Source organism: Streptomyces sp. NPDC015144 (assembly GCF_043079735.1).
Taxonomy (GTDB): Bacteria; Actinomycetota; Actinomycetes; order Streptomycetales; family Streptomycetaceae; genus Streptomyces.
On record NZ_JBIBUU010000003.1, the window covers coordinates 133,760 to 152,945 of the forward strand.

Sequence of the window (19,186 nt, forward strand, 5' to 3'; positions counted from 1 at the left end):
CACGTAATGACGACAGCGCCGGGGCGCAGGAGCAGCACGTTCACCCGATTGCTGCGGCACGGCTTCACCGACCCCTCCACCGCCGAGCGCCTGCTCGACCAGCCCGAGCTGTCCTCGGTCCGCTCCGACCCGGTGCTGCTCGAAGCGCTCGGCGCCACCGCCGACCCCGATCTGGCCCTGCACGGCCTGGTCCGGATCGTCGAGGCCGAGACGCCGGACGAGCGGCGCATGCTGCTCGACACCCTGATCACCGCCAAGCCGCTCCGCGACCGGCTGCTCGGGGTGCTCGGCGCCTCCGAGGCGCTCGGCGACCACCTCGCCCGCCACCCCCGCGACTGGCAGGCCCTGGCCACGTACGAGGCCGCCGACCTGCACCCCGGCGTGGCCGAGTTCGAGGAGGGGCTCGCCGGGGCCGACGACCCCGACGCGCTGCGCGTCGCCTACCGCCGCTGCCTGCTGGCCATAGCCGCCCGCGACGTGTGCGGCACCACCGACGTCGCGGAGGCCGCCGCCGAACTGGCCGACCTGGCCACCGCGACGCTGCGGGCGGCCCTCGCCCTCGCCCGCACGGCCGCGCCCGAGGACGCGGCCCGCTGCCGGCTCGCCGTCATCGCGATGGGCAAGTGCGGCGGCCACGAGCTGAACTACGTCTCCGACGTCGACGTCATCTTCGTCGCGGAGGCGGCCGACGGCTTCGAGGAGGGCGAGGCCGTGCAGGCCGCCACCCGGCTGGCCGCCCACATGATGCGGATCTGCTCCGACACCACCGTCGAGGGCACCATCTGGCCGGTCGACGCCAACCTCCGCCCCGAGGGCCGCAACGGCCCCCTGGTGCGCACGCTCTCCTCGCACCTCGCGTACTACCAGCGCTGGGCCAAGACCTGGGAGTTCCAGGCGCTGCTCAAGGCCCGCCCGGTCGCCGGCGACCCGGAGCTCGGCGCCGAGTACGTCGAGGCCGTGTCGCCGCTGGTCTGGCAGGCCGCGGACCGGGAGAACTTCGTCCCCGACGTCCAGCGGATGCGCCGCCGGGTCGTCGACAACATCCCCGCCGACCGGGTCGACCGGGAGCTCAAGCTCGGCCCCGGCGGGCTGCGGGACGTCGAGTTCGCCGTACAGCTCCTCCAGCTGGTGCACGGCCGCAGCGACACCACCCTGCGCAGCGGCACCACCCTGAAGGCCCTGGCCGCGCTCGCCGAGGGCGGCTACGTCGGCCGGGTGGACGCCGCCCAGCTCGACGACGCCTACCGCTTTCTGCGCGCCATGGAGCACCGCATCCAGCTCCACCGGCTGCGCCGCACCCACCTCGTCCCGGAGGACGCCCCCGACCTGCGGCGGATCGGCCGCTCCCTCGGAATGCGCACCGACCCGATCACCGAGCTCAACCAGGCGTGGAAGCGGCACGCCTCGGTGGTCCGGCGGCTGCACGAGAAGCTCTTCTACCGGCCGCTGCTCGACGCCGTCGCCCAGCTCGCCCCCGGCGAGACCCGGCTCAGCGCCAAGGCCGCCGGGCACCGGCTCGAAGCCCTCGGCTACGCCGACCCGGCCGCCGCGCTGCGCCATCTGGAGGCGCTGTCGTCCGGGGTGTCCCGCAAGGCCGCCATCCAGCGCACGCTGCTGCCCGTGCTGCTCGGCTGGTTCGCGGACTCCGCCGACCCGGACGCCGGGCTGCTCGGCTTCCGCAAGGTCTCCGACGCGCTGGGCAAGACCCCCTGGTACCTGCGGCTGCTGCGGGACGAGGGGGCGGCGGCGGAGAACCTGGCGCGGGTGCTGTCGGCCGGGCGGCTCGCCCCCGACCTGCTGCTGCGGGCCCCGGAGGCGGTGGCGCTCCTCGGTGACCCGCAGGGGCTGCGCCCGCGCACCCGGGAGCACCTGGAGCAGGAGGTGCTGGCCGCGGTGGGGCGCGCGGAAGGGGCGGAGACCGCCGTGGCGGTGGTGCGCGGGGTGCGGCGGCGCGAGCTGTTCCGGACCACGGCCGCCGACCTGATCGGTTCGTACGGCACGGAGGAGAACCCGGCCGAGGAGGACCCCGGTCCGCTTGTCGACCGGGTGGGCGACGCGGTCACCGATCTCACCGCCGTCACCATCGCGGGCGCCCTGCGCGCCGCCGTCCGCGCCCAGTGGGGGGACACCCTGCCCACCCGGTTCGCGGTCATCGGCATGGGCCGGTTCGGCGGCCACGAGCTGAGCTACGGCTCCGACGCCGACGTGCTGTTCGTCCACGCGCCGCGCGAGGGCGTCGACGAGCAGGAGGCGGCCCGGGCGGCGAACGCGGTGGTCTCCGAGATGCGCAGACTGCTCCAACTCCCGACCGCGGACCCGCCGTTGATCATCGACGCGGATCTGCGCCCGGAGGGCAAGAACGGTCCGATGGTCCGTACCCTGCGGTCCTACGACGCCTACTACCGCCGGTGGGCGCTGGTCTGGGAGGCCCAGGCGCTGCTGCGCGCGGAGCCGGTCGCGGGCGACGCGGAGCTGGGACGCGGGTTCATCGAGCTGATCGACCCGCTGCGGTACCCGATGGAGGGGCTGGGGGAGGACGCGGTCCGCGAGATCCGCCGGCTGAAGGCCCGGATGGAGTCCGAGCGGATGCCGCGCGGCGCCGACCCCACGCTCCACACCAAGCTGGGGCGCGGCGGGCTGAGCGATGTCGAGTGGACGGTCCAGCTGATGCAGATGCAGCACGGCTGGCGGTTGCCCGGACTGCGCACCACCCGGACCCGCGAGGCCCTGGCGGCGGCCTGCGCGGCCGGTCTGATCCCGGGGGAGGAGGCCGCGATCCTGGACGAGGCGTGGCTGCTGGCCACCCGGGTGCGCAACGCGGTGATGCTGGTGCGCGGCCGGCCGGGCGACACCTTCCCGTCCGGCCCGCGCGAACTGACCGCGGTCGGCCGGTACCTGGGGTACGAGCCGGGCCACGTCGGGGACATGCTCGACGACTACCGGCGGATCACCCGGCGGGCCCGCGCGGTGGTGGAGGAGCGCTTCTACGGGGCGTGAGCGCCGGGGCGCGGACCGTGCGCGACCCCGCCGCTACCGGCCCTGCGGCGGGCCCGCCGGTTCCGGGGCCGGGTGCCGCGTCCGGGCGGGCGCCGCCGAGGAGACACCGGCCAGCCGGGCCCGGCCGCCCGGCGCCGGTACCCGCTTCGCGAGGTGGTGCGGCAGCGATCCGTACCAGGCGTACGACACCGCGTAGCCGAAGGCCAGGCAGGCCATGCCGCCCAGCGCGTCCAGCCAGAAGTGGTTGGCGGTCGACACGATGACGGCCAGGGTGAGGGCCGGGTACAGCAGGGCCAGGATCCGCGCCCAGGGTGCGGAGACCAGCGCGAACACCGTCAGCCCGCACCAGAGCGACCAGCCGATGTGCATCGAGGGCATCGCCGCGTACTGGTTCGACATGTTCTTGAAGTTGCCCGAGGCCATCGAACCCCAGGTGTGGTGGACCAGCACGGTGTCGACGAAGTGGCCGCCGGCCATCAACCGGGGCGGTGCGAGCGGATACAGGTAGTAACCGAGCAGCGCCGCGCCCGTCGCCGCGAACAGGGTCAGCCGGGCCGCCGCGTAACGGCCGGGGTGGCGGTGGAACAGCCACACCAGCACACAGACCGTGACGACGAAGTGCAGCGTCGCGTAGTAGTAGTTCATCGAGACGATCAGCCATGTCACGGAGTTCACCGCGTGGTTGACGGACTGTTCGACGGCGATGCCCAGATGCCGCTCGGCCGACCAGATCCGGTCGGCGTTGCGCAGGGCCTCGGCCCGCTGCTCCGGAACGGCGTTGCGGACCAGCGAGTACAGCCAGTAACTGGCCGCGACGAGCAGGATTTCGAACCAGACGCGCGGCCGACGGGGGGCACGGAGCCGGTGGGAGGGGCGGAGGGAGCGGAAGGGGCGCGGGGAACGCCCCTCCGACCGGCCTTCCTGTGGCATCACGCTCAATTCACCCATAGGCATAGAGTCTGCCAGAAAACGCCTTTCCGCCCGACGATCCTCCGGCGGGTCAGGGGACGCGGGGGAGAGTCGGGGCGCACAGGAGAAGGCCCCCGTCCGCGAACTGCGGAACGGGGGCGCGCGTGGGATGCTGGGCGGGTCGGGTGCCGGTGCCGCCGGCCCCCGCGAGGGCCGTCAGACGGCGGTGGCCGGGGCGGGTCCCGGGCCCGCGGCCGTCGAGCCGCGGACGACCAGCTCGGGCATGAAGACGAACTCGCTGTGCGGGGCCGGGGTGCCGCCGACCTCCTCCAGCAGGGTGCGTACGGCGGCCTGGCCCATCGCCGTGACCGGCTGGCGGATCGTGGTCAGCGGCGGGTCGGTGAACGCTATGAGCGGCGAGTCGTCGTAGCCGACCACCGACAGGTCGCGCGGCACCTCCAGCCCGGCCCGGCGGGCCGCCCGGATCGCGCCGAGCGCCATCATGTCGCTCGCGCACACCACCGCCGTGCAGCCCCGCTCCATCAGCGCCGAGGCCGCGGCCTGGCCACCCTCCAGGGTGAACAGCGAATGCTGGATCAGCTCCTCCGCCGCGTCCGGCCCGAGGCCCAACTGCTCCTGCAGGGTGGCGCGGAAGCCCTCGATCTTGCGGAGCACCGGCACGAACCGCTTCGGGCCGACCGCCAGCCCGATCCGCTGGTGCCCCAGCGACACCAGGTGCGTCACCGCGAGCCGCATCGCCGCCCGGTCGTCCGGCGAGATGAACGGCGCCCGGACCTCCGGGGCGAAGCCGTTGACCAGGACGAAGGGAACGCCCTTCGCCCGCAGTTGTTCGTAGCGCCGCATGTCCGCCGAGGTGTCGGCGTGCAGCCCGGAGACGAAGATGATGCCCGCCACGCCGCGGTCGACCAGCATCTCGGTCAACTCGTCCTCGGTGGAGCCGCCGGGGGTCTGGGTCGCCAGCACCGGGGTGTAGCCCTGCCGGGTCAGCGCCTGGCCGATCACCTGGGCCAGGGCGGGGAAGATCGGGTTCTCCAGCTCCGGCGTGATCAGGCCCACCAGACCGGCGCTGCGCCGGCGCAGTCGCACGGGGCGCTCGTAGCCGAGGACGTCGAGGGCGGCGAGAACGGATTCGCGGGTGGCCGCTGCTACACCGGGCTTGCCGTTCAGTACGCGGCTGACCGTCGCTTCGCTGACCCCCGCCTGAGCTGCGATATCGGCAAGCCTTGCGGTCATGGAAGTGGACTGTACCGGGCGGGTGTCGGATTGCCCACCAGGGGCCGGAGCGGGGCGCCGGGCCGGGTTCGTACGGCGGTTCGGGTGAGGGATCCGGCAATGTCTTGCAAGGTCTTGCGGGGCGGTTCCAGGGCCGTCGGGCCGAGGGTCGTGCCGCGTGACTCCGGGGCGTGGCCTGCCGTTGCCAGGGTGTGACCTCTTCCGTCAAGAGGCTTGACGGCAACCGTGAGGACACGCGAATGTAACGATCGTCGGAGCTTGCAGAAATCTTCCGCAAACTCTTTCGGCGTTCTTTCATCCTTGTTACGTTCTCGTCGACCCGGCGCCGCGACGGAGCGGTTCGGCAGTTGAAGGAGTTCAGATGCGACGTGGCATAACGGCCACCGCCCTGGTCGCGGCCCTGGCGTTCGCGGCGACCGCCTGCGGCAGCGACGACGAGGGGGGCACGAGCAACGGCTCGGGCGAGCTCTCCGGCACCGTGACGTGGTGGGACACGTCGAGCGTGGGCAGCGAGGACAAGGTCTTCAAGAAGATCGCCGAGGGCTTCACCAAGCAGCACCCGAAGGTCAAGGTCAAGTACGTCAACGTCCCCTTCGGCGAGGCGCAGAACAAGTTCAAGAACGCCGCGCAGGCCGGCTCCGGCGCCCCGGACGTCATCCGCTCCGAGGTCGCCTGGACGCCCGAGTTCGCCGACCTCGGCTACCTCGCCCCGCTCGACGGCACCCCCGCGCTGAAGAACGCGGACGACTTCATGAAGCAGGCCGCCGCCTCCACCAAGTACAACGGCAAGACGTACGCGGTGCCGCAGGTCATCGACTCCATGGGGATCTTCTACAACAAGAAGATGTTCAAGGACGCCGGCGTCGAGCCGCCCGCGACCGTCAACGACCTCAAGACCGTCGCCAAGAAGATCAAGGACAAGACCGGCAAGACCGGCCTCTACCTGCGCGGCGACGACTCGTACTACTTCCTCTCCTTCCTGTACGGCGAGGGCGGCGACCTGGTCGACGCGGGTGCCAAGAAGATCACCGTCGACAACGCGGCGGGAGTCAAGGCGTTCGGCGTCGTGAAGGACCTCGTCGACTCCGGGGCGGCCAAGACCGACGCCACGGACGGCTGGGAGAACATGATGCAGTCGTTCAAGAACGGCGACGTCGCCATGATGGTCAACGGCCCCTGGGCCGTGGCCGACACCCTGACCGGCAAGCAGTTCACCGACAAGGAGAACCTGGGCATCGCCCCGGTCCCGGCCGGTTCCGCCGCCCAGGGCGCCCCGCAGGGCGGTCACAACCTCGCCGTCTACGCCGGTTCCAAGAACCTCGACGCCTCCTACGCCTTCGTCGAGTACATGACCTCCGTCGAGTCCCAGGCGCAGGTCGCCGGCGAGCTGAACCTGCTGCCGACCCGCAACGCCGCGTACGCCAAGCAGCAGGCCGTGGACAGCGAGATCGTCCAGTTCTTCAAGCCGGTCGTCGAGACCGCCGTCGAGCGTCCCTGGATCCCGGAGACCGGCAGCCTCTTCGCCCCGCTGAACACCGAGTACACCAAGGTCCTCACCGGCCAGACCACGCCGGAGAAGGCCGCCAAGGCGACCGGTGACTCCTACCGCAAGCTCCTCAAGGACTGGAAGTAACCCAGGAAGGCAGGCCGGCTGATGGCTGTCCACACCAGCCAGTCGGTGGCGAAGGCCGCGGGCGACGACGTCGCCCGCGGCCGGAGCCGCGGTACTGGTAACCCCCCGCCGCCGAGCAGGCTCCGGCGGGCCCTTTCGGTCCACTGGTACGCCTGGACCATGGTGGCCCCGGTCGTCGTCGTGATCGGCGTGATCATCGGCTACCCCCTGGTCCGCGGTATCTGGCTGTCGCTGACCGACGCCAACGAGCGCAACGTCGCCCGGTCCATCGGCGTCAACGAGATGCCCGCCACGTACAAGTTCGTGGGTCTGGACAACTACCGCGACGCCCTGACCGGAGGTCAGTTCCTCGGCACGCTCGGCTGGACGCTGGTGTGGACGGTCTCCTGCGTGGGCATCACCTTCTGCCTGGGCATGGCGCTCGCCAACATCCTCAACCGCAGGATCGCCGGCCGCTCCGCCTACCGGATGGCCCTGATCCTGCCCTGGGCCATCCCCGGCTTCGTCTCCGTCTTCGCCTGGCGCTTCCTCTACAACGAGGAGCGCGGCCTGCTCAACAAGATCCTCGGCGGCGTCGGCATCGACGGCATCCCGTGGCTGAACGACCCCACCTGGGCCAAGTTCTCCGTCATCGCCGTCAACGTCTGGCTCGGCGTCCCCTTCATCATGGTGGCGCTGCTGGGCGGACTGCAGTCCATACCCGCCGAGCAGTACGAGGCCGCCGAGATGGACGGCGCGACCGCGTGGCAGCGCTTCCGCCACGTCACCCTGCCCGGACTGCGCCCGGTCTCCGCCACGGTGACCCTGCTCTCCACCATCTGGACGTTCAACATGTTCCCGGTGATCTTCCTGCTGACCCGCGGGGGACCGGGGGAGTCCACCCAGATCCTGGTGACCCAGGCGTACAAATTCTCCTTCGAGATCAGCCCGCGCGACTTCGCGCAGTCCTCCACCTGGGGCGTGCTGATCCTCGTCCTCCTGATGCTCTTCGCCGTGGTCTACCGGCGAGTGCTCCGCACGCAGGGAGACAACTGGTGACCACCGCCGCACCGACCACCACCACCGCACGGCGCCCCGCCCGCCGGCCCCGGCGGCGCGGGGAGCGCTCGCCGGTCGCCTCCGTGGCCCTGCACCTCACGCTGATCGCCGCGTCCGTCATCGCGGTCTTCCCCGTGCTCTGGGTCCTGCTGACCTCGCTGAAGCCGGCGAAGTACGCCACGACCACCGACTTCTTCAAAGAGACGACGTTCGAGAACTACACGAACCTGATCCGGGACACCGAGTTCCTGACCTGGTTCGGCAACTCCGTGGTCATCGCGGGTCTCACCACCGTCCTCGGCGTCTTCGTCTCCGCGACCACCGGCTACGCGGTCAGCCGCTTCCGCTTCCCCGGCAAGCGCGGGCTGATGTGGACCCTGCTCATCACCCAGATGTTCCCGGTCGCCGTCCTCATCGTGCCGATCTACAACATCATGTCGAGCATCGGCCTGATCAACCAGCCGGCCGGGCTCGTCATCACCTACCTCACCATCTCGGTGCCGTTCTGCGCCTGGATGATGAAGGGCTTCTTCGACACCATCCCGCGCGAGATCGACGAGTCCGGCCAGGTCGACGGCCTCACCCCGTTCGGCACCTTCTGGCGGCTCATCCTGCCGCTCGCCAAGCCGGGACTCGCCGTCACCGCCTTCTACTCCTTCATCACCGCCTGGGGCGAGGTGGCGTACGCCTCGGCCTTCATGGTCGGCGACGAGAACCTGACGCTCGCCGGCGGACTGCAGAAGTTCGTCAACCAGTACGGGGCCCAGTGGGGCCCGATGACCGCGGCGTCCGTGCTGATCGCGATACCCGCGGCCCTGGTCTTCCTCTTCGCCCAGCGCCACCTGGTCACCGGCATGTCCGCCGGAGCCGTCAAGGGCTGAACCGAGCCGGCAGGGCCCTCGCACGACCCGCACGCACCAAGTCACGGCGGCCGCCGGTGTCCGACCCCGGTCCCGGCGCCGCCACCCACCCCGACACCTCAGGGACGACATGACCCAGCACCTCGCTGCCCCCGTCACCGGCACGTCCGGCGCCGCTCCGGCCCACCAGACCGGCTGGTGGCAGGACGCGGTGATCTACCAGGTCTATCCGCGGAGCTTCGCCGACGGCAACGGCGACGGCATGGGCGACCTCACCGGTGTCCGCGGCAGACTCCCGTACCTCAGGGACCTCGGTGTGGACGCGGTCTGGCTCAGCCCGTTCTACGCCTCCCCGCAGGCCGACGCGGGCTACGACGTCGCCGACTACCGGGCCATCGACCCGATGTTCGGCACCCTGCCGGACGCCGACGCGCTGATCCGCGACGCCCACGACCTGGGCCTGCGGATCATCGTGGACCTGGTGCCCAACCACTCCTCGGACCGCCACGCGTGGTTCCGCCGCGCCCTGGCCGAGGGCCCCGGCTCCGCGCTGCGCGACCGCTACCACTTCCGCCCCGGCAAGGGCGAGAACGGCGAACTCCCGCCCAACGACTGGGAGTCCGTCTTCGGCGGCCCCGCCTGGACCCGGACCACCGACCCGGACGGCACCCCCGGCGACTGGTACCTCCACCTCTTCGCCCCCGAGCAGCCCGACTTCAACTGGGAACACCCGGCCGTCGCCGACGAGTTCCGCTCCATCCTGCGGTTCTGGCTCGACATGGGCGTCGACGGCTTCCGGGTCGACGTCGCCCACGGCCTGGTCAAGGCCGCCGGACTGCCCGACCTCGGCAGCCACGACCAGCTCAAGCTGCTCGGCAACGACGTCATGCCGTTCTTCGACCAGGACGGGGTCCACGCGATCTACCGCTCCTGGCGCACCATCCTCGACGAGTACCCCGGCGCCAGGATCCTCGTCGCCGAGGCGTGGACGCCCACCGTCGAGCGCACCGCCAACTACGTGCGCCCCGACGAGATGCACCAGGCGTTCAACTTCCAGTACCTCGGGACCGCCTGGGACGCCGCCGAGCTGCGCACCGTCATCGACGCCTCGCTCGACGCGATGCGCCCGGTCGGCGCCCCCACCACCTGGGTGCTCTCCAACCACGACGTGACCCGGCACGCCACCCGCTTCGCCAACCCGCCCGGCCTCGGCACCCAGATCCGCACCCCCGGCGACCGCGGACTCGGGCTGCGCCGCGCCCGCGCCGCCACCCTGCTGATGCTGGCCCTGCCCGGCTCCGCCTACGTCTACCAGGGCGAGGAGCTGGGCCTGCCCGACGTCACCGACCTGCCCGACGAGGTCCGCCAGGACCCGTCGTTCTTCCGCGCCGAGGGCCAGGACGGCTTCCGCGACGGCTGCCGGGTGCCGATCCCGTGGACCCGCGAGGGCAGCTCGTACGGCTTCGGCGACGGCGGCAGCTGGCTGCCCCAGCCCGACAGCTGGGGCGGGCTGAGCGTCGAGGCGCAGACCGGCGTGGCCGGCTCCACCCTGGAGCTCTACCGGGCCGCCATCGCCGCCCGCCGGGCCCACCCCGGCCTCGGCGCCGGGGACGCGGTCCAGTGGCAGGACGCCCCCGAGGGGCTGCTGGTCTTCGCGCGCCCCGGCTTCGTCTGCACCGTCAACACCACCGGCGCCCCGGTCCGCCTGGCGGCGCCCGGCAACGTCCTGCTGTCCAGTGCCCCGGTCGCCGTCGACGGCGACGCGATCGAGCTGCCCGCGGACACCACGGTGTGGTGGACGGTGTGACCGTCCCCCCGCCCCGGAGCGGCCCCCCGGCCGGCGGTGCGCCGAGACTCTCGGACATCGCCGGCCAGGCGGCGGTCAGCGAGGCGACCGTCAGCCGGGTGCTCAACGGGAAGCCGGGCGTCGCGGACCCCACCCGCCAGCGGGTGCTGGCGGCGCTCGACATCCTCGGCTACGAACGCCCCGTCCGGCTGCGCAGGCGCAGCGCCGGGCTGATCGGGCTGGTGACCCCCGAGCTCACCAACCCGATCTTCCCGGCGTTCGCGCAGGCCGTGGAGCAGATGCTCGCCGGACACGGCTACACCCCGGTGCTCTGCACCCAGCTTCCCGGCGGCGCCACCGAGGACGAGCTGGTCGAACAGCTCGTGGAGCGCGGCGTCGACGGGATCGTCTTCCTCTCCGGGCTGCACGCCGACCTGTCGGCCGACCCGGCCCGGTACGCCGCGCTCACCGACCGCGGCGTGCCGTTCGTCCTGATCAACGGCTACAACGACCGGATCAGCGCCCCGTTCGTCTCGCCCGACGACGCCGCGGCCGTCCGGATGGCGGTCGGGCACCTCGCCGACCTCGGGCACAGCCGGGTCGGGCTGGCGATCGGGCCGCAGCGCTACGTCCCCTCCCGCCGCAAGCGCGAGGGGTTCCTCGACGCCTCGGTGAGCCTGCTGGGCCTGGACCGCGCCGAGGCCGAACTGCTGGTCTGCTCCACGCTGTTCAGCGTCGAGGGCGGCCAGGTGGCGGCGGGCGCGCTGCTCGACCGGGGCTGTACGGGCATCGTCTGCGGCAGCGACCTGATGGCGCTGGGCGTGGTGCGCGCGGCCCGGGAGCGGGGGCTCGGGGTGCCGCGCGACGTGTCGGTGGTGGGCTTCGACGACTCGCAGCTGATCGCGTTCACCGACCCGCCGCTGACGACGGTGCGCCAGCCGGTGCAGGCGATGGCGGCGGCCGCGGTCGGCGCCCTGCTGGAGGAGATCGCCGGCAGCCCCGTGCAGCGCACGGAGTACGTGTTCCAGCCGGAGCTGGTGGTACGGGGATCCACGGCGGCGGCCCGGGGCGACTGAGAGCCTGTCGGGTGACCTTAGGCCGGCCGGAGGCGCCCGGCAGGCTCTGAGCCCCGACGCGACAGGAGAGGCACCGGGAGCCCCGGCCCTGACGGGCCGCAGCGGGGAGATGAACGGCTCCGGGTGCCTCTCTTGTGCGTGACCGGCCCGGCCGGCCGGGCGCGTGGGGGTCCGGGCTCGCCGGAACCCCCCGGCCGACCGGACCGGAGTCACAGGGAATGTAACAGTGCTGCAATGTCTTGCGTAAGTCCTTGCAAGGAGAAAACTGCTGTATTTCGTGGAAGTTAGCGGGATGTGTCCAAAGGGTTGACCGGAACCTGACGGGCTCGTACGGTCATCGGCGCGGCAGGGTTTGCATTCTTGCTGCAAGAACCTTCAGGAGCCTTGGAGGCAGGGCGCGTTGCCGCGCGAGGCTGCACCGTCACCCGCATTTCCCCCCACAGCAGGAGGAAACATGGCACGCAGACCGCTGTCCGCGGTGCTCGCCCTGGCGGCCGGAGCCGCCGTCCTGGTGGCCCCCGCCGCCACCACCGCCCAGGCCGCCACCCCCGGGGAGAAGGACGTCACCGCCGTCCTCTTCGAGTGGAAATTCGACTCCGTGGCCAAGGCGTGCACGGACTCCCTCGGCCCGGCCGGCTACGGCTACGTACAGGTCTCACCGCCCCAGGAGCACATCCAGGGCGGCCAGTGGTGGACCTCCTACCAGCCCGTCAGCTACAAGATCGCCGGACGCCTCGGCGACCGCTCCTCCTTCGCTGCGATGGTCAACACCTGCCACGCGGCGGGCGTCAAGGTCGTCGCCGACTCCGTCATCAACCACATGTCGGCCGGATCGGGCACCGGAACCGGCGGCTCCTCCTACACCAAGTACGACTACCCCGGCGTGTACTCCAAAGCCGACATGGACGACTGCACCGCGCAGATCTCCAACTACCAGGACCGCGCCAACGTCCAGAACTGCGAACTCGTCGGCCTCGCCGACCTGGACACCGGTGAGGAGTACGTACGCGGCCGGATCGCCGCCTATCTGAACGACCTGCTCTCCCTGGGCGTCGACGGCTTCCGCATCGACGCGGCCAAGCACATGCCCGCCGCCGACCTGGCCAACATCAAGTCCCGGCTGACCAGGCCCGACGCCTACTGGAAGCAGGAGGCGATCCACGGCGCCGGCGAGGCCGTCCAGCCCGACGAGTACACCGGCACCGGCGACGTCCAGGAGTTCCGCTACGCCCGCGGCCTCAAGCAGGTCCTCACCGGCGAGAAACTCGCGTACCTGAAGAACTACGGGGAGGGCTGGGGCTTCCTGCCCTCCTCGAAGGCCGCCGTCTTCGTCGACAACCACGACACCGAGCGCGGCGGCGACACCCTGAACTACAAGGACGGCGCGAACTACACCCTGGCCAGTGTCTTCATGCTGGCCTGGCCGTACGGATCGCCCGACGTCCACTCCGGCTACGAGTGGTCGGACAAGGACGCCGGCCCGCCCAACGGCGGCACGGTGAACGCCTGTTACAGCGACGGCTGGAAGTGCCAGCACGCCTGGCGCGAGATCTCCTCCATGGTCGGCTTCCGCAACACCGCGCGCGGCCAGGCCGTCACCGACTGGTGGGACAACGGCGCCAACCAGATCGCCTTCGGCCGCGGGACCAAGGCCTACGTCGCCATCAACCACGAGGGCTCCGCGCTGACCCGTACGTTCCAGAGCTCGCTGCCCGCCGGCGACTACTGCGACATCCAGTCCGGCAAGGGCGTCACGGTCGACGGCTCCGGCCGGTTCACCGCGACCCTGGGCGCCAACACCGCCCTGGCCCTCCAGGTGAACGCCCGCACCTGCTCCGGCGGGGGCACCACCGAACCCGGCACCGGCAGCTCCGGCGCCTCCTTCGGGGTGAACGCCACCACCCAGCTCGGCCAGAACATCTACGTCACCGGCGACCAGGGCGCCCTCGGCAACTGGAACACCGGCGCCGCCCTCAAGCTCGACCCGGCGGCGTACCCGGTCTGGAAGCTCGACGTGGCCCTGCCCGCGGGCACCACGTTCGCGTACAAGTACCTCCGCAAGGACGCGAACGGCAACGTCACCTGGGAGAGCGGCGCGAACCGCACCGCGACCGTCCCCGCCACCGGCAGGGTCACGCTGACCGGCGACGTCTGGCGCGGCTGACCGCCCGTACCCCGGTACGCGCCCACCGCACCGCACCGCACCGCCCCGCCCCCTCCGCGAAACGCGCCGGGGCGGGGCGGTCCCACAACCGAACCCGCCCCCCGAGATCCCCGTACACGCACGCAAGGAGAACCGCCCCGTGTCCCGTTCCGCCCTCCGGAGAGGAGCCGTCGCCGCACTCTGCGCGGCGCTCCTCCCCGTCGTCCCGGCGGCGTCCGCCTCCGCCGCGCCGAGACCGCCGGCCCCGCCCTCGGACGCGAAGCTCGCCAAGGAGCCCGCCCGCCACGACCTGACGCGGGAGCAGTTCTACTTCGTCATGCCGGACCGGTTCGCCAACGGCGACCCGGCCAACGACCGGGGCGGGCTGACCGGCTCCCGCCTGGAGACCGGCTACGACCCCACGGACAAGGGCTTCTACCAGGGCGGCGACCTCAAGGGCCTCACCCGGCGCCTCGACTACATCAAGGGCCTCGGCACCACCGCCATCTGGCTCGCACCGATCTTCAAGAACCGCCCCGTCCAGGGCACCGGCAAGGACGCCTCGGCCGGCTACCACGGCTACTGGATCACCGACTTCACCCGGGTCGACCCGCACTTCGGCACCAACGCCGACCTGACGCAGCTGATCGACAAGGCCCACGCCAAGGGCATGAAGGTCTTCTTCGACGTCATCACCAACCACACCGCCGACACCGTCGACTACGCCGAGAAGGCCTACGGCTACCGCCCCAAGGGCGCCTACCCCTACCTGGACCGGGACGGCCGCCCCTTCGACGACGCCAAGGGCATGGCGAAGGTGGACGCCGGCTCCTTCCCGTACACACCGGCCAACGCCGAGAACGCCGGGAGCAAGGTCCCCGCCTGGCTCAACGACCCCACGATGTACCACAACCGGGGCGACTCCACCTACGCCGGCGAGTCCACCACCTACGGCGACTTCTCCGGCCTCGACGACCTGTGGACCGAACGCCCCGAGGTCGTCTCCGGCATGGAGAAGATCTACGAGAAGTGGGTCCGCGACTTCGACATCGACGGCTTCCGGATCGACACCGTCAAACACGTCGACCTGGACTTCTGGACCCAGTGGGCCACCGCCCTCGACACCTACGCGGCCAAGCGCGGCCGCGAGGACTTCTTCATGTTCGGCGAGGTCTACTCCTCCGACCCCGCCGTCACCTCCCCCTACGTCACCCGGGGCCGGCTCGACGCCACCCTCGACTTCCCGTTCCAGGAGGCCGCCCGCCAGTACGCCTCCCAGGGCGCCCCGGCGGGGAAGCTCGCCGCCGTCTTCGCCGACGACTACCGCTACACCACCGACAAGGCCAACGCCTACGAGCAGGTCACCTTCCTCGGCAACCACGACATGGGCCGCATCGGGACGTTCCTGAAGCAGGACAACCCGAAGGCCGACGACGCCGAACTCGTCGCCCGCGCGAAGCTCGCCAACGAGCTGATGTTCCTCGGGCGCGGCAACCCCGTCGTCTACTACGGCGACGAACAGGGCTTCACCGGCGCGGGCGGCGACAAGGACGCCCGGCAGACCATGTTCGCCTCGAGGACCGCCGACTACCTCGACGACGACCAGCTCGGCACCGACCGCACCCACGCCTCCGACGCGTACGACACCGGCCACCCGCTGTACCGGAACATCGCCGCGCTCTCCACGCTCACCCGGAACCACCCGGCCCTGCGCGACGGGGTCCAGACCGAGCGGTACGCCGAGGGCTCCATGTACGCCTTCTCCCGCACCGACCCCGCCAAGCCGTACGAGTACCTGGTCGCCGCCAACAACGGCACCGCCCCGCGCACCGTCGAACTGCCCACCGGCACGGCGGACACGGACTTCCGCACCCTGTACGGCGGCTCCGGCACCCTCCGCAGCGGCGCCGACAGGAAGCTCACCGTCACCGTCCCCGCCCTCTCCAGCGTCGTGCTCCGCGCCGACCGGGCCCTGGACACCCCCGCCACCAGGCCCTCGGTCACCCTGAAGGCCCCGGCCGCCGGAGCCACCGGCACCGTCGAGATCTCCGCCGACGTGGACGGCGGCGGTCTCGACCGCGTCGTCTTCGCCGCCCAGACCGGCAACGGCAGGTGGACCACCCTCGGCTCCGCCGACCACGCCCCGTACAAGGTCACCCAGCACCTCGACGCCACCGTGAAGGCCGGTACGCCGCTGCGCTACAAGGCCGTCGTCGTCGACCGCGCCGGCCGCACCGCGAGCGCCCTCGCCGCCACCACCGCCGGAGCGGCCCCCGCCGAACCGAAGCCGGTGGCCGTCGAACGCGACTACGCCGTCGTCCACTACCAGCGCGCCGACGGCGACTACGACGGCTGGAAGCTCCGCTCCGGGGACACCACCGCCGCCTTCACCGGCCGCGACGCCTACGGCGCCTTCGCCTGGATCAAGCTCGACGAGGGCGCGGCCGACCTCCCGTACACCGTCGAGAGGAACGGCACCGCCGACGGGCCGCAGCGCACCGTCGACCTCGCGCGCACCGGCGAGGTCTGGATCGAACAGGGCAAGGACGGCCAGGCCGACGAGGCCCCCGACGGCGCCCGTCCGCCGCAGGACACCACCAAGGCCGTGCTCCACTACTACCGGCCCGACGGCGACTACGACGGCTGGGGCCTGCACACCTGGACCGGCGCCAAGAACCCCACCGACTGGGCCAAGCCGCTCCAGCCGGTGAAGCGGGACGCCTCCGGCGTCACCTTCGAGGCGCCGCTGGCCGAGGGCGCCACCTCGCTCTCCTACATCCTGCACAAGGGCGACGAGAAGGACCTCCCCAGCGACCAGTCCCTCGACCTCGCCACCTACGGCCACGAGGTCTGGCTGCTCGGCGCCACCCCCGGCTACCTGCTGCCCCAGACCGGCGGCGTCCCCGCCCCCGACCTCTCCAAGGCCGAGGCGCAGTGGATCGACGCCTCCACCGTCGTCTGGAAGGTCACGCCCACCGGCGCCACCAGCCAGCAGCTCGTCTACGCCAAGGACGGCGCCCTCACCGTCGTCGACGGGGCGCTGAGCGAGGAGGGGCAGTGGCTCCGGCTCACCCCCGCCGCGCTCACCGACGCGCAGAAGGCGAAGTACCCGCACCTCAAGGACCATCCGGCGTTCACCGTCGACCCCCGCGACCGGGGCCGGGTCCGCGAGGCACTGCGCGGCCAGCTCATCGCCACCCAGCGCGCCGCCAACGGCGCCCTGCTCGCCGCCACCGGGGTACAGAGCGCCGGCGCCCTCGACGACCTGTACGGGAAGAACGCTGCCGGCGCCGCACTCGGCCCGGTCTTCGACGCCAAGGGCCGCCCCACCCTCTCCGTCTGGGCCCCCACCGCCCGCACCGTCGCCCTCGAACTCGACGGCCGCCGCGTCCCGATGGACCGCGACGACCGCACCGGCGTCTGGTCCGCCACCGGCACCAGGGGCTGGACCGGAAAGCCCTACCGCTACGTCGTCGATGTCTGGGCGCCCACCGTCCGGAAGTTCGTCACCAACAAGGTCACCGACCCCTACTCCACCGCGCTGACCACCGACTCCGCCCGCAGCCTCGTCGTCGACCTCGACGACCCGCAGCTCGCCCCCGCGGGCTGGTCCGGACTGAGGAAGCCCGCCGCCACCCCGCTGCGCGACGCGCAGATCCAGGAACTGCACATCCGTGACTTCTCGATCGCGGACCGCACCTCGAAGCACCCCGGCGAGTACCTCGCCTTCACCGACACCCGCTCCGACGGGATGAAGCACCTCAAGAAGCTCGCCGACGCCGGAACGGACTACGTCCACCTGCTGCCCGCCTTCGACATCGGGACGATCCCCGAGAAGAAGTCCGCACAGCAGCGGCCCGCCTGCGACCTCTCCGTCCACGCCCCCGACTCCGAGGAGCAGCAGGCCTGCGTGGCGAAGGCCGCCGCGAAGGACGGCTTCAACTGGGGCTACGACCCGCTCCACTACACCGTCCCCGAGGGCTCCTACGCCTCCGACCCGGACGGCACCCGGCGCACCGTCGAGTTCCGGCGGATGGTCCAGGGCCTCAACGGCACCGGGCTGCGCACCGTCATGGACGTCGTCTACAACCACACCGTCGCCGCCGGCCAGGACGACAAGTCCGTACTCGACCGGATCGTGCCCGGCTACTACCAGCGGCTCCTGGAGGACGGCACCGTCGCCACCTCCACCTGCTGCGCCAACACCGCCCCCGAACACACCATGATGGGCAAGCTCGTCGTGGACTCGGTCGTCACCTGGGCCAAGGAGTACAAGGTCGACGGCTTCCGCTTCGACCTGATGGGTCACCACCCCAAGGCCAACATCCTCGCCGTCCGCAAGGCGCTCGACGCGCTCACCGTGGCGAAGGACGGCGTCGACGGGAAGAAGATCATCCTCTACGGGGAGGGCTGGAACTTCGGCGAGATCGCCGACGACGCCCGCTTCGTCCAGGCCACCCAGAAGAACATGGCCGGCACCGGCATCGCGACCTTCTCCGACCGGGCCCGCGACGCCGTGCGCGGCGGCAGCCCCTTCGACGAGGACCCGCGCGTCCAGGGCTTCGCCAGCGGCCTCTACACCGACCCCAACACCTCGCCCGCCAACGGCACCGCGGCCGAGCAGAAGGCCCGGCTGCTGCACTACCAGGACCTGATCAAGGTCGGCCTCACCGGCAACCTCGCCGACTACACCTTCACCGACACCTCCGGCCGCACCGTCAAGGGCTCCGAGGTCGACTACAACGGCGCCCCCGCCGGATACGCGAAGGCCCCCGGCGACGCCCTCGCCTACGTGGACGCCCACGACAACGAGTCGCTCTACGACACGCTCGCCTTCAAGCTCCCCGCGGGCACCCCGGCCGCCGACCGGGCCCGCACGCAGGTCCTGGCGATGGCCACCGCCGCCCTCTCGCAGGGCCCCGCGCTCTCCCAGGCCGGCACCGACCTGCTGCGCTCCAAGTCCCTGGACCGCAACTCCTACGACAGCGGCGACTGGTTCAACGCCCTGCACTGGGACTGCCGCGACGGCAACGGCTTCGGCCGGGGACTGCCCCCGGCCGCCGACAACGCCGACAAGTGGTCCTACGCCAAGCCGCTGCTGGCCGACCCCGCGCTCCGGCCCGGCTGCGCCCAAATCGACGGGGCGTCCGCCGCCTACCGGGACCTGCTCACCATCCGCGCCACGGAGAAGGACTTCTCCCTCGCCACCGCCGGGCAGGTGCGCTCGGCCCTCTCCTTCCCGCTCTCCGGCAAGGACGAGACCCCCGGCGTGATCACCATGCGGCTCGGAAAGCTGGTCGTCGTCCTCAACGCGGCCCCCGGCACCACGACCCAGACGGTCCCCGCCCTGGCGGGCCACGCGTACGCACTCCACCCGGTCCAGGCGAAAGGCGCGGATAGTACCGTCAAGAAGTCACGATATGAGCAGAGTTCGGGAAGTTTCACCGTTCCGGGTCGTACGGCGGCGGTGTTCTCCCTGAAGTAGGCCAG

At 71.7% G+C, this 19,186-nt stretch carries 10 protein-coding genes; 8 read left to right on the forward strand and 2 right to left on the reverse strand.

The features are described 5' to 3' along the window. Nucleotides 1–6: 6 nt before the first annotated feature. Complete coding sequence (locus tag ACF08W_RS07300; protein WP_385205000.1) at nucleotides 7–2,997, forward strand: bifunctional [glutamine synthetase] adenylyltransferase/[glutamine synthetase]-adenylyl-L-tyrosine phosphorylase; 2,991 nt, start codon at nucleotides 7–9, stop codon at nucleotides 2,995–2,997. 33 nt (nucleotides 2,998–3,030) lie between these two features. On the opposite strand, the gene ACF08W_RS07305 is transcribed toward ACF08W_RS07300, so the two are convergent. Further along, nucleotides 3,031–3,927: a phosphatase PAP2 family protein gene (locus tag ACF08W_RS07305; protein WP_392278722.1), complete on the reverse strand. Its 897-nt coding sequence runs from the start codon at nucleotides 3,925–3,927 to the stop codon at nucleotides 3,031–3,033. A 195-nt stretch (nucleotides 3,928–4,122) separates the two neighbouring features. Beyond that, the gene (locus tag ACF08W_RS07310) at nucleotides 4,123–5,160 is read right to left on the reverse strand and encodes a LacI family DNA-binding transcriptional regulator (protein WP_385205006.1); all 1,038 of its coding nucleotides are present in this window, start codon (nucleotides 5,158–5,160) and stop codon (nucleotides 4,123–4,125) included. Nucleotides 5,161–5,521: 361 nt separating this feature from the next. Between ACF08W_RS07310 and ACF08W_RS07315 the strand changes: the two genes are divergently transcribed. From ACF08W_RS07315 to pulA, 7 genes are all read left to right on the forward strand, one after another. After that, the gene (locus tag ACF08W_RS07315) at nucleotides 5,522–6,793 is read left to right on the forward strand and encodes an extracellular solute-binding protein (protein WP_352277650.1); all 1,272 of its coding nucleotides are present in this window, start codon (nucleotides 5,522–5,524) and stop codon (nucleotides 6,791–6,793) included. A 21-nt stretch (nucleotides 6,794–6,814) separates the two neighbouring features. Then, the gene (locus ACF08W_RS07320) at nucleotides 6,815–7,831 is read left to right on the forward strand and encodes a sugar ABC transporter permease (RefSeq protein ID WP_352277648.1); all 1,017 of its coding nucleotides are present in this window, start codon (nucleotides 6,815–6,817) and stop codon (nucleotides 7,829–7,831) included. Continuing rightward, complete coding sequence (locus ACF08W_RS07325; RefSeq protein ID WP_352277647.1) at nucleotides 7,828–8,712, forward strand: carbohydrate ABC transporter permease; 885 nt, start codon at nucleotides 7,828–7,830, stop codon at nucleotides 8,710–8,712. The genes ACF08W_RS07320 and ACF08W_RS07325 overlap by 4 nt, the downstream gene beginning before the upstream one ends. 109 nt (nucleotides 8,713–8,821) lie before the next feature. Further along, on the forward strand, nucleotides 8,822–10,498 hold the full coding sequence (locus ACF08W_RS07330; protein WP_352277646.1) for a glycoside hydrolase family 13 protein: 1,677 nt from the start codon (nucleotides 8,822–8,824) through the stop codon (nucleotides 10,496–10,498). Further along, complete coding sequence (locus ACF08W_RS07335; RefSeq protein ID WP_385205013.1) at nucleotides 10,483–11,553, forward strand: LacI family DNA-binding transcriptional regulator; 1,071 nt, start codon at nucleotides 10,483–10,485, stop codon at nucleotides 11,551–11,553. Before ACF08W_RS07330 ends, ACF08W_RS07335 begins: the two co-directional genes overlap by 16 nt. 454 nt (nucleotides 11,554–12,007) lie before the next feature. Further along, complete coding sequence (locus ACF08W_RS07340; protein WP_385205016.1) at nucleotides 12,008–13,717, forward strand: carbohydrate-binding module family 20 domain-containing protein; 1,710 nt, start codon at nucleotides 12,008–12,010, stop codon at nucleotides 13,715–13,717. A 139-nt stretch (nucleotides 13,718–13,856) separates the two neighbouring features. Further along, nucleotides 13,857–19,181, forward strand: a complete 5,325-nt coding sequence (gene pulA, locus ACF08W_RS07345; RefSeq protein WP_392278723.1) for a pullulanase-type alpha-1,6-glucosidase — start codon at nucleotides 13,857–13,859, stop codon at nucleotides 19,179–19,181. Nucleotides 19,182–19,186: the final 5 nt, after the last annotated feature.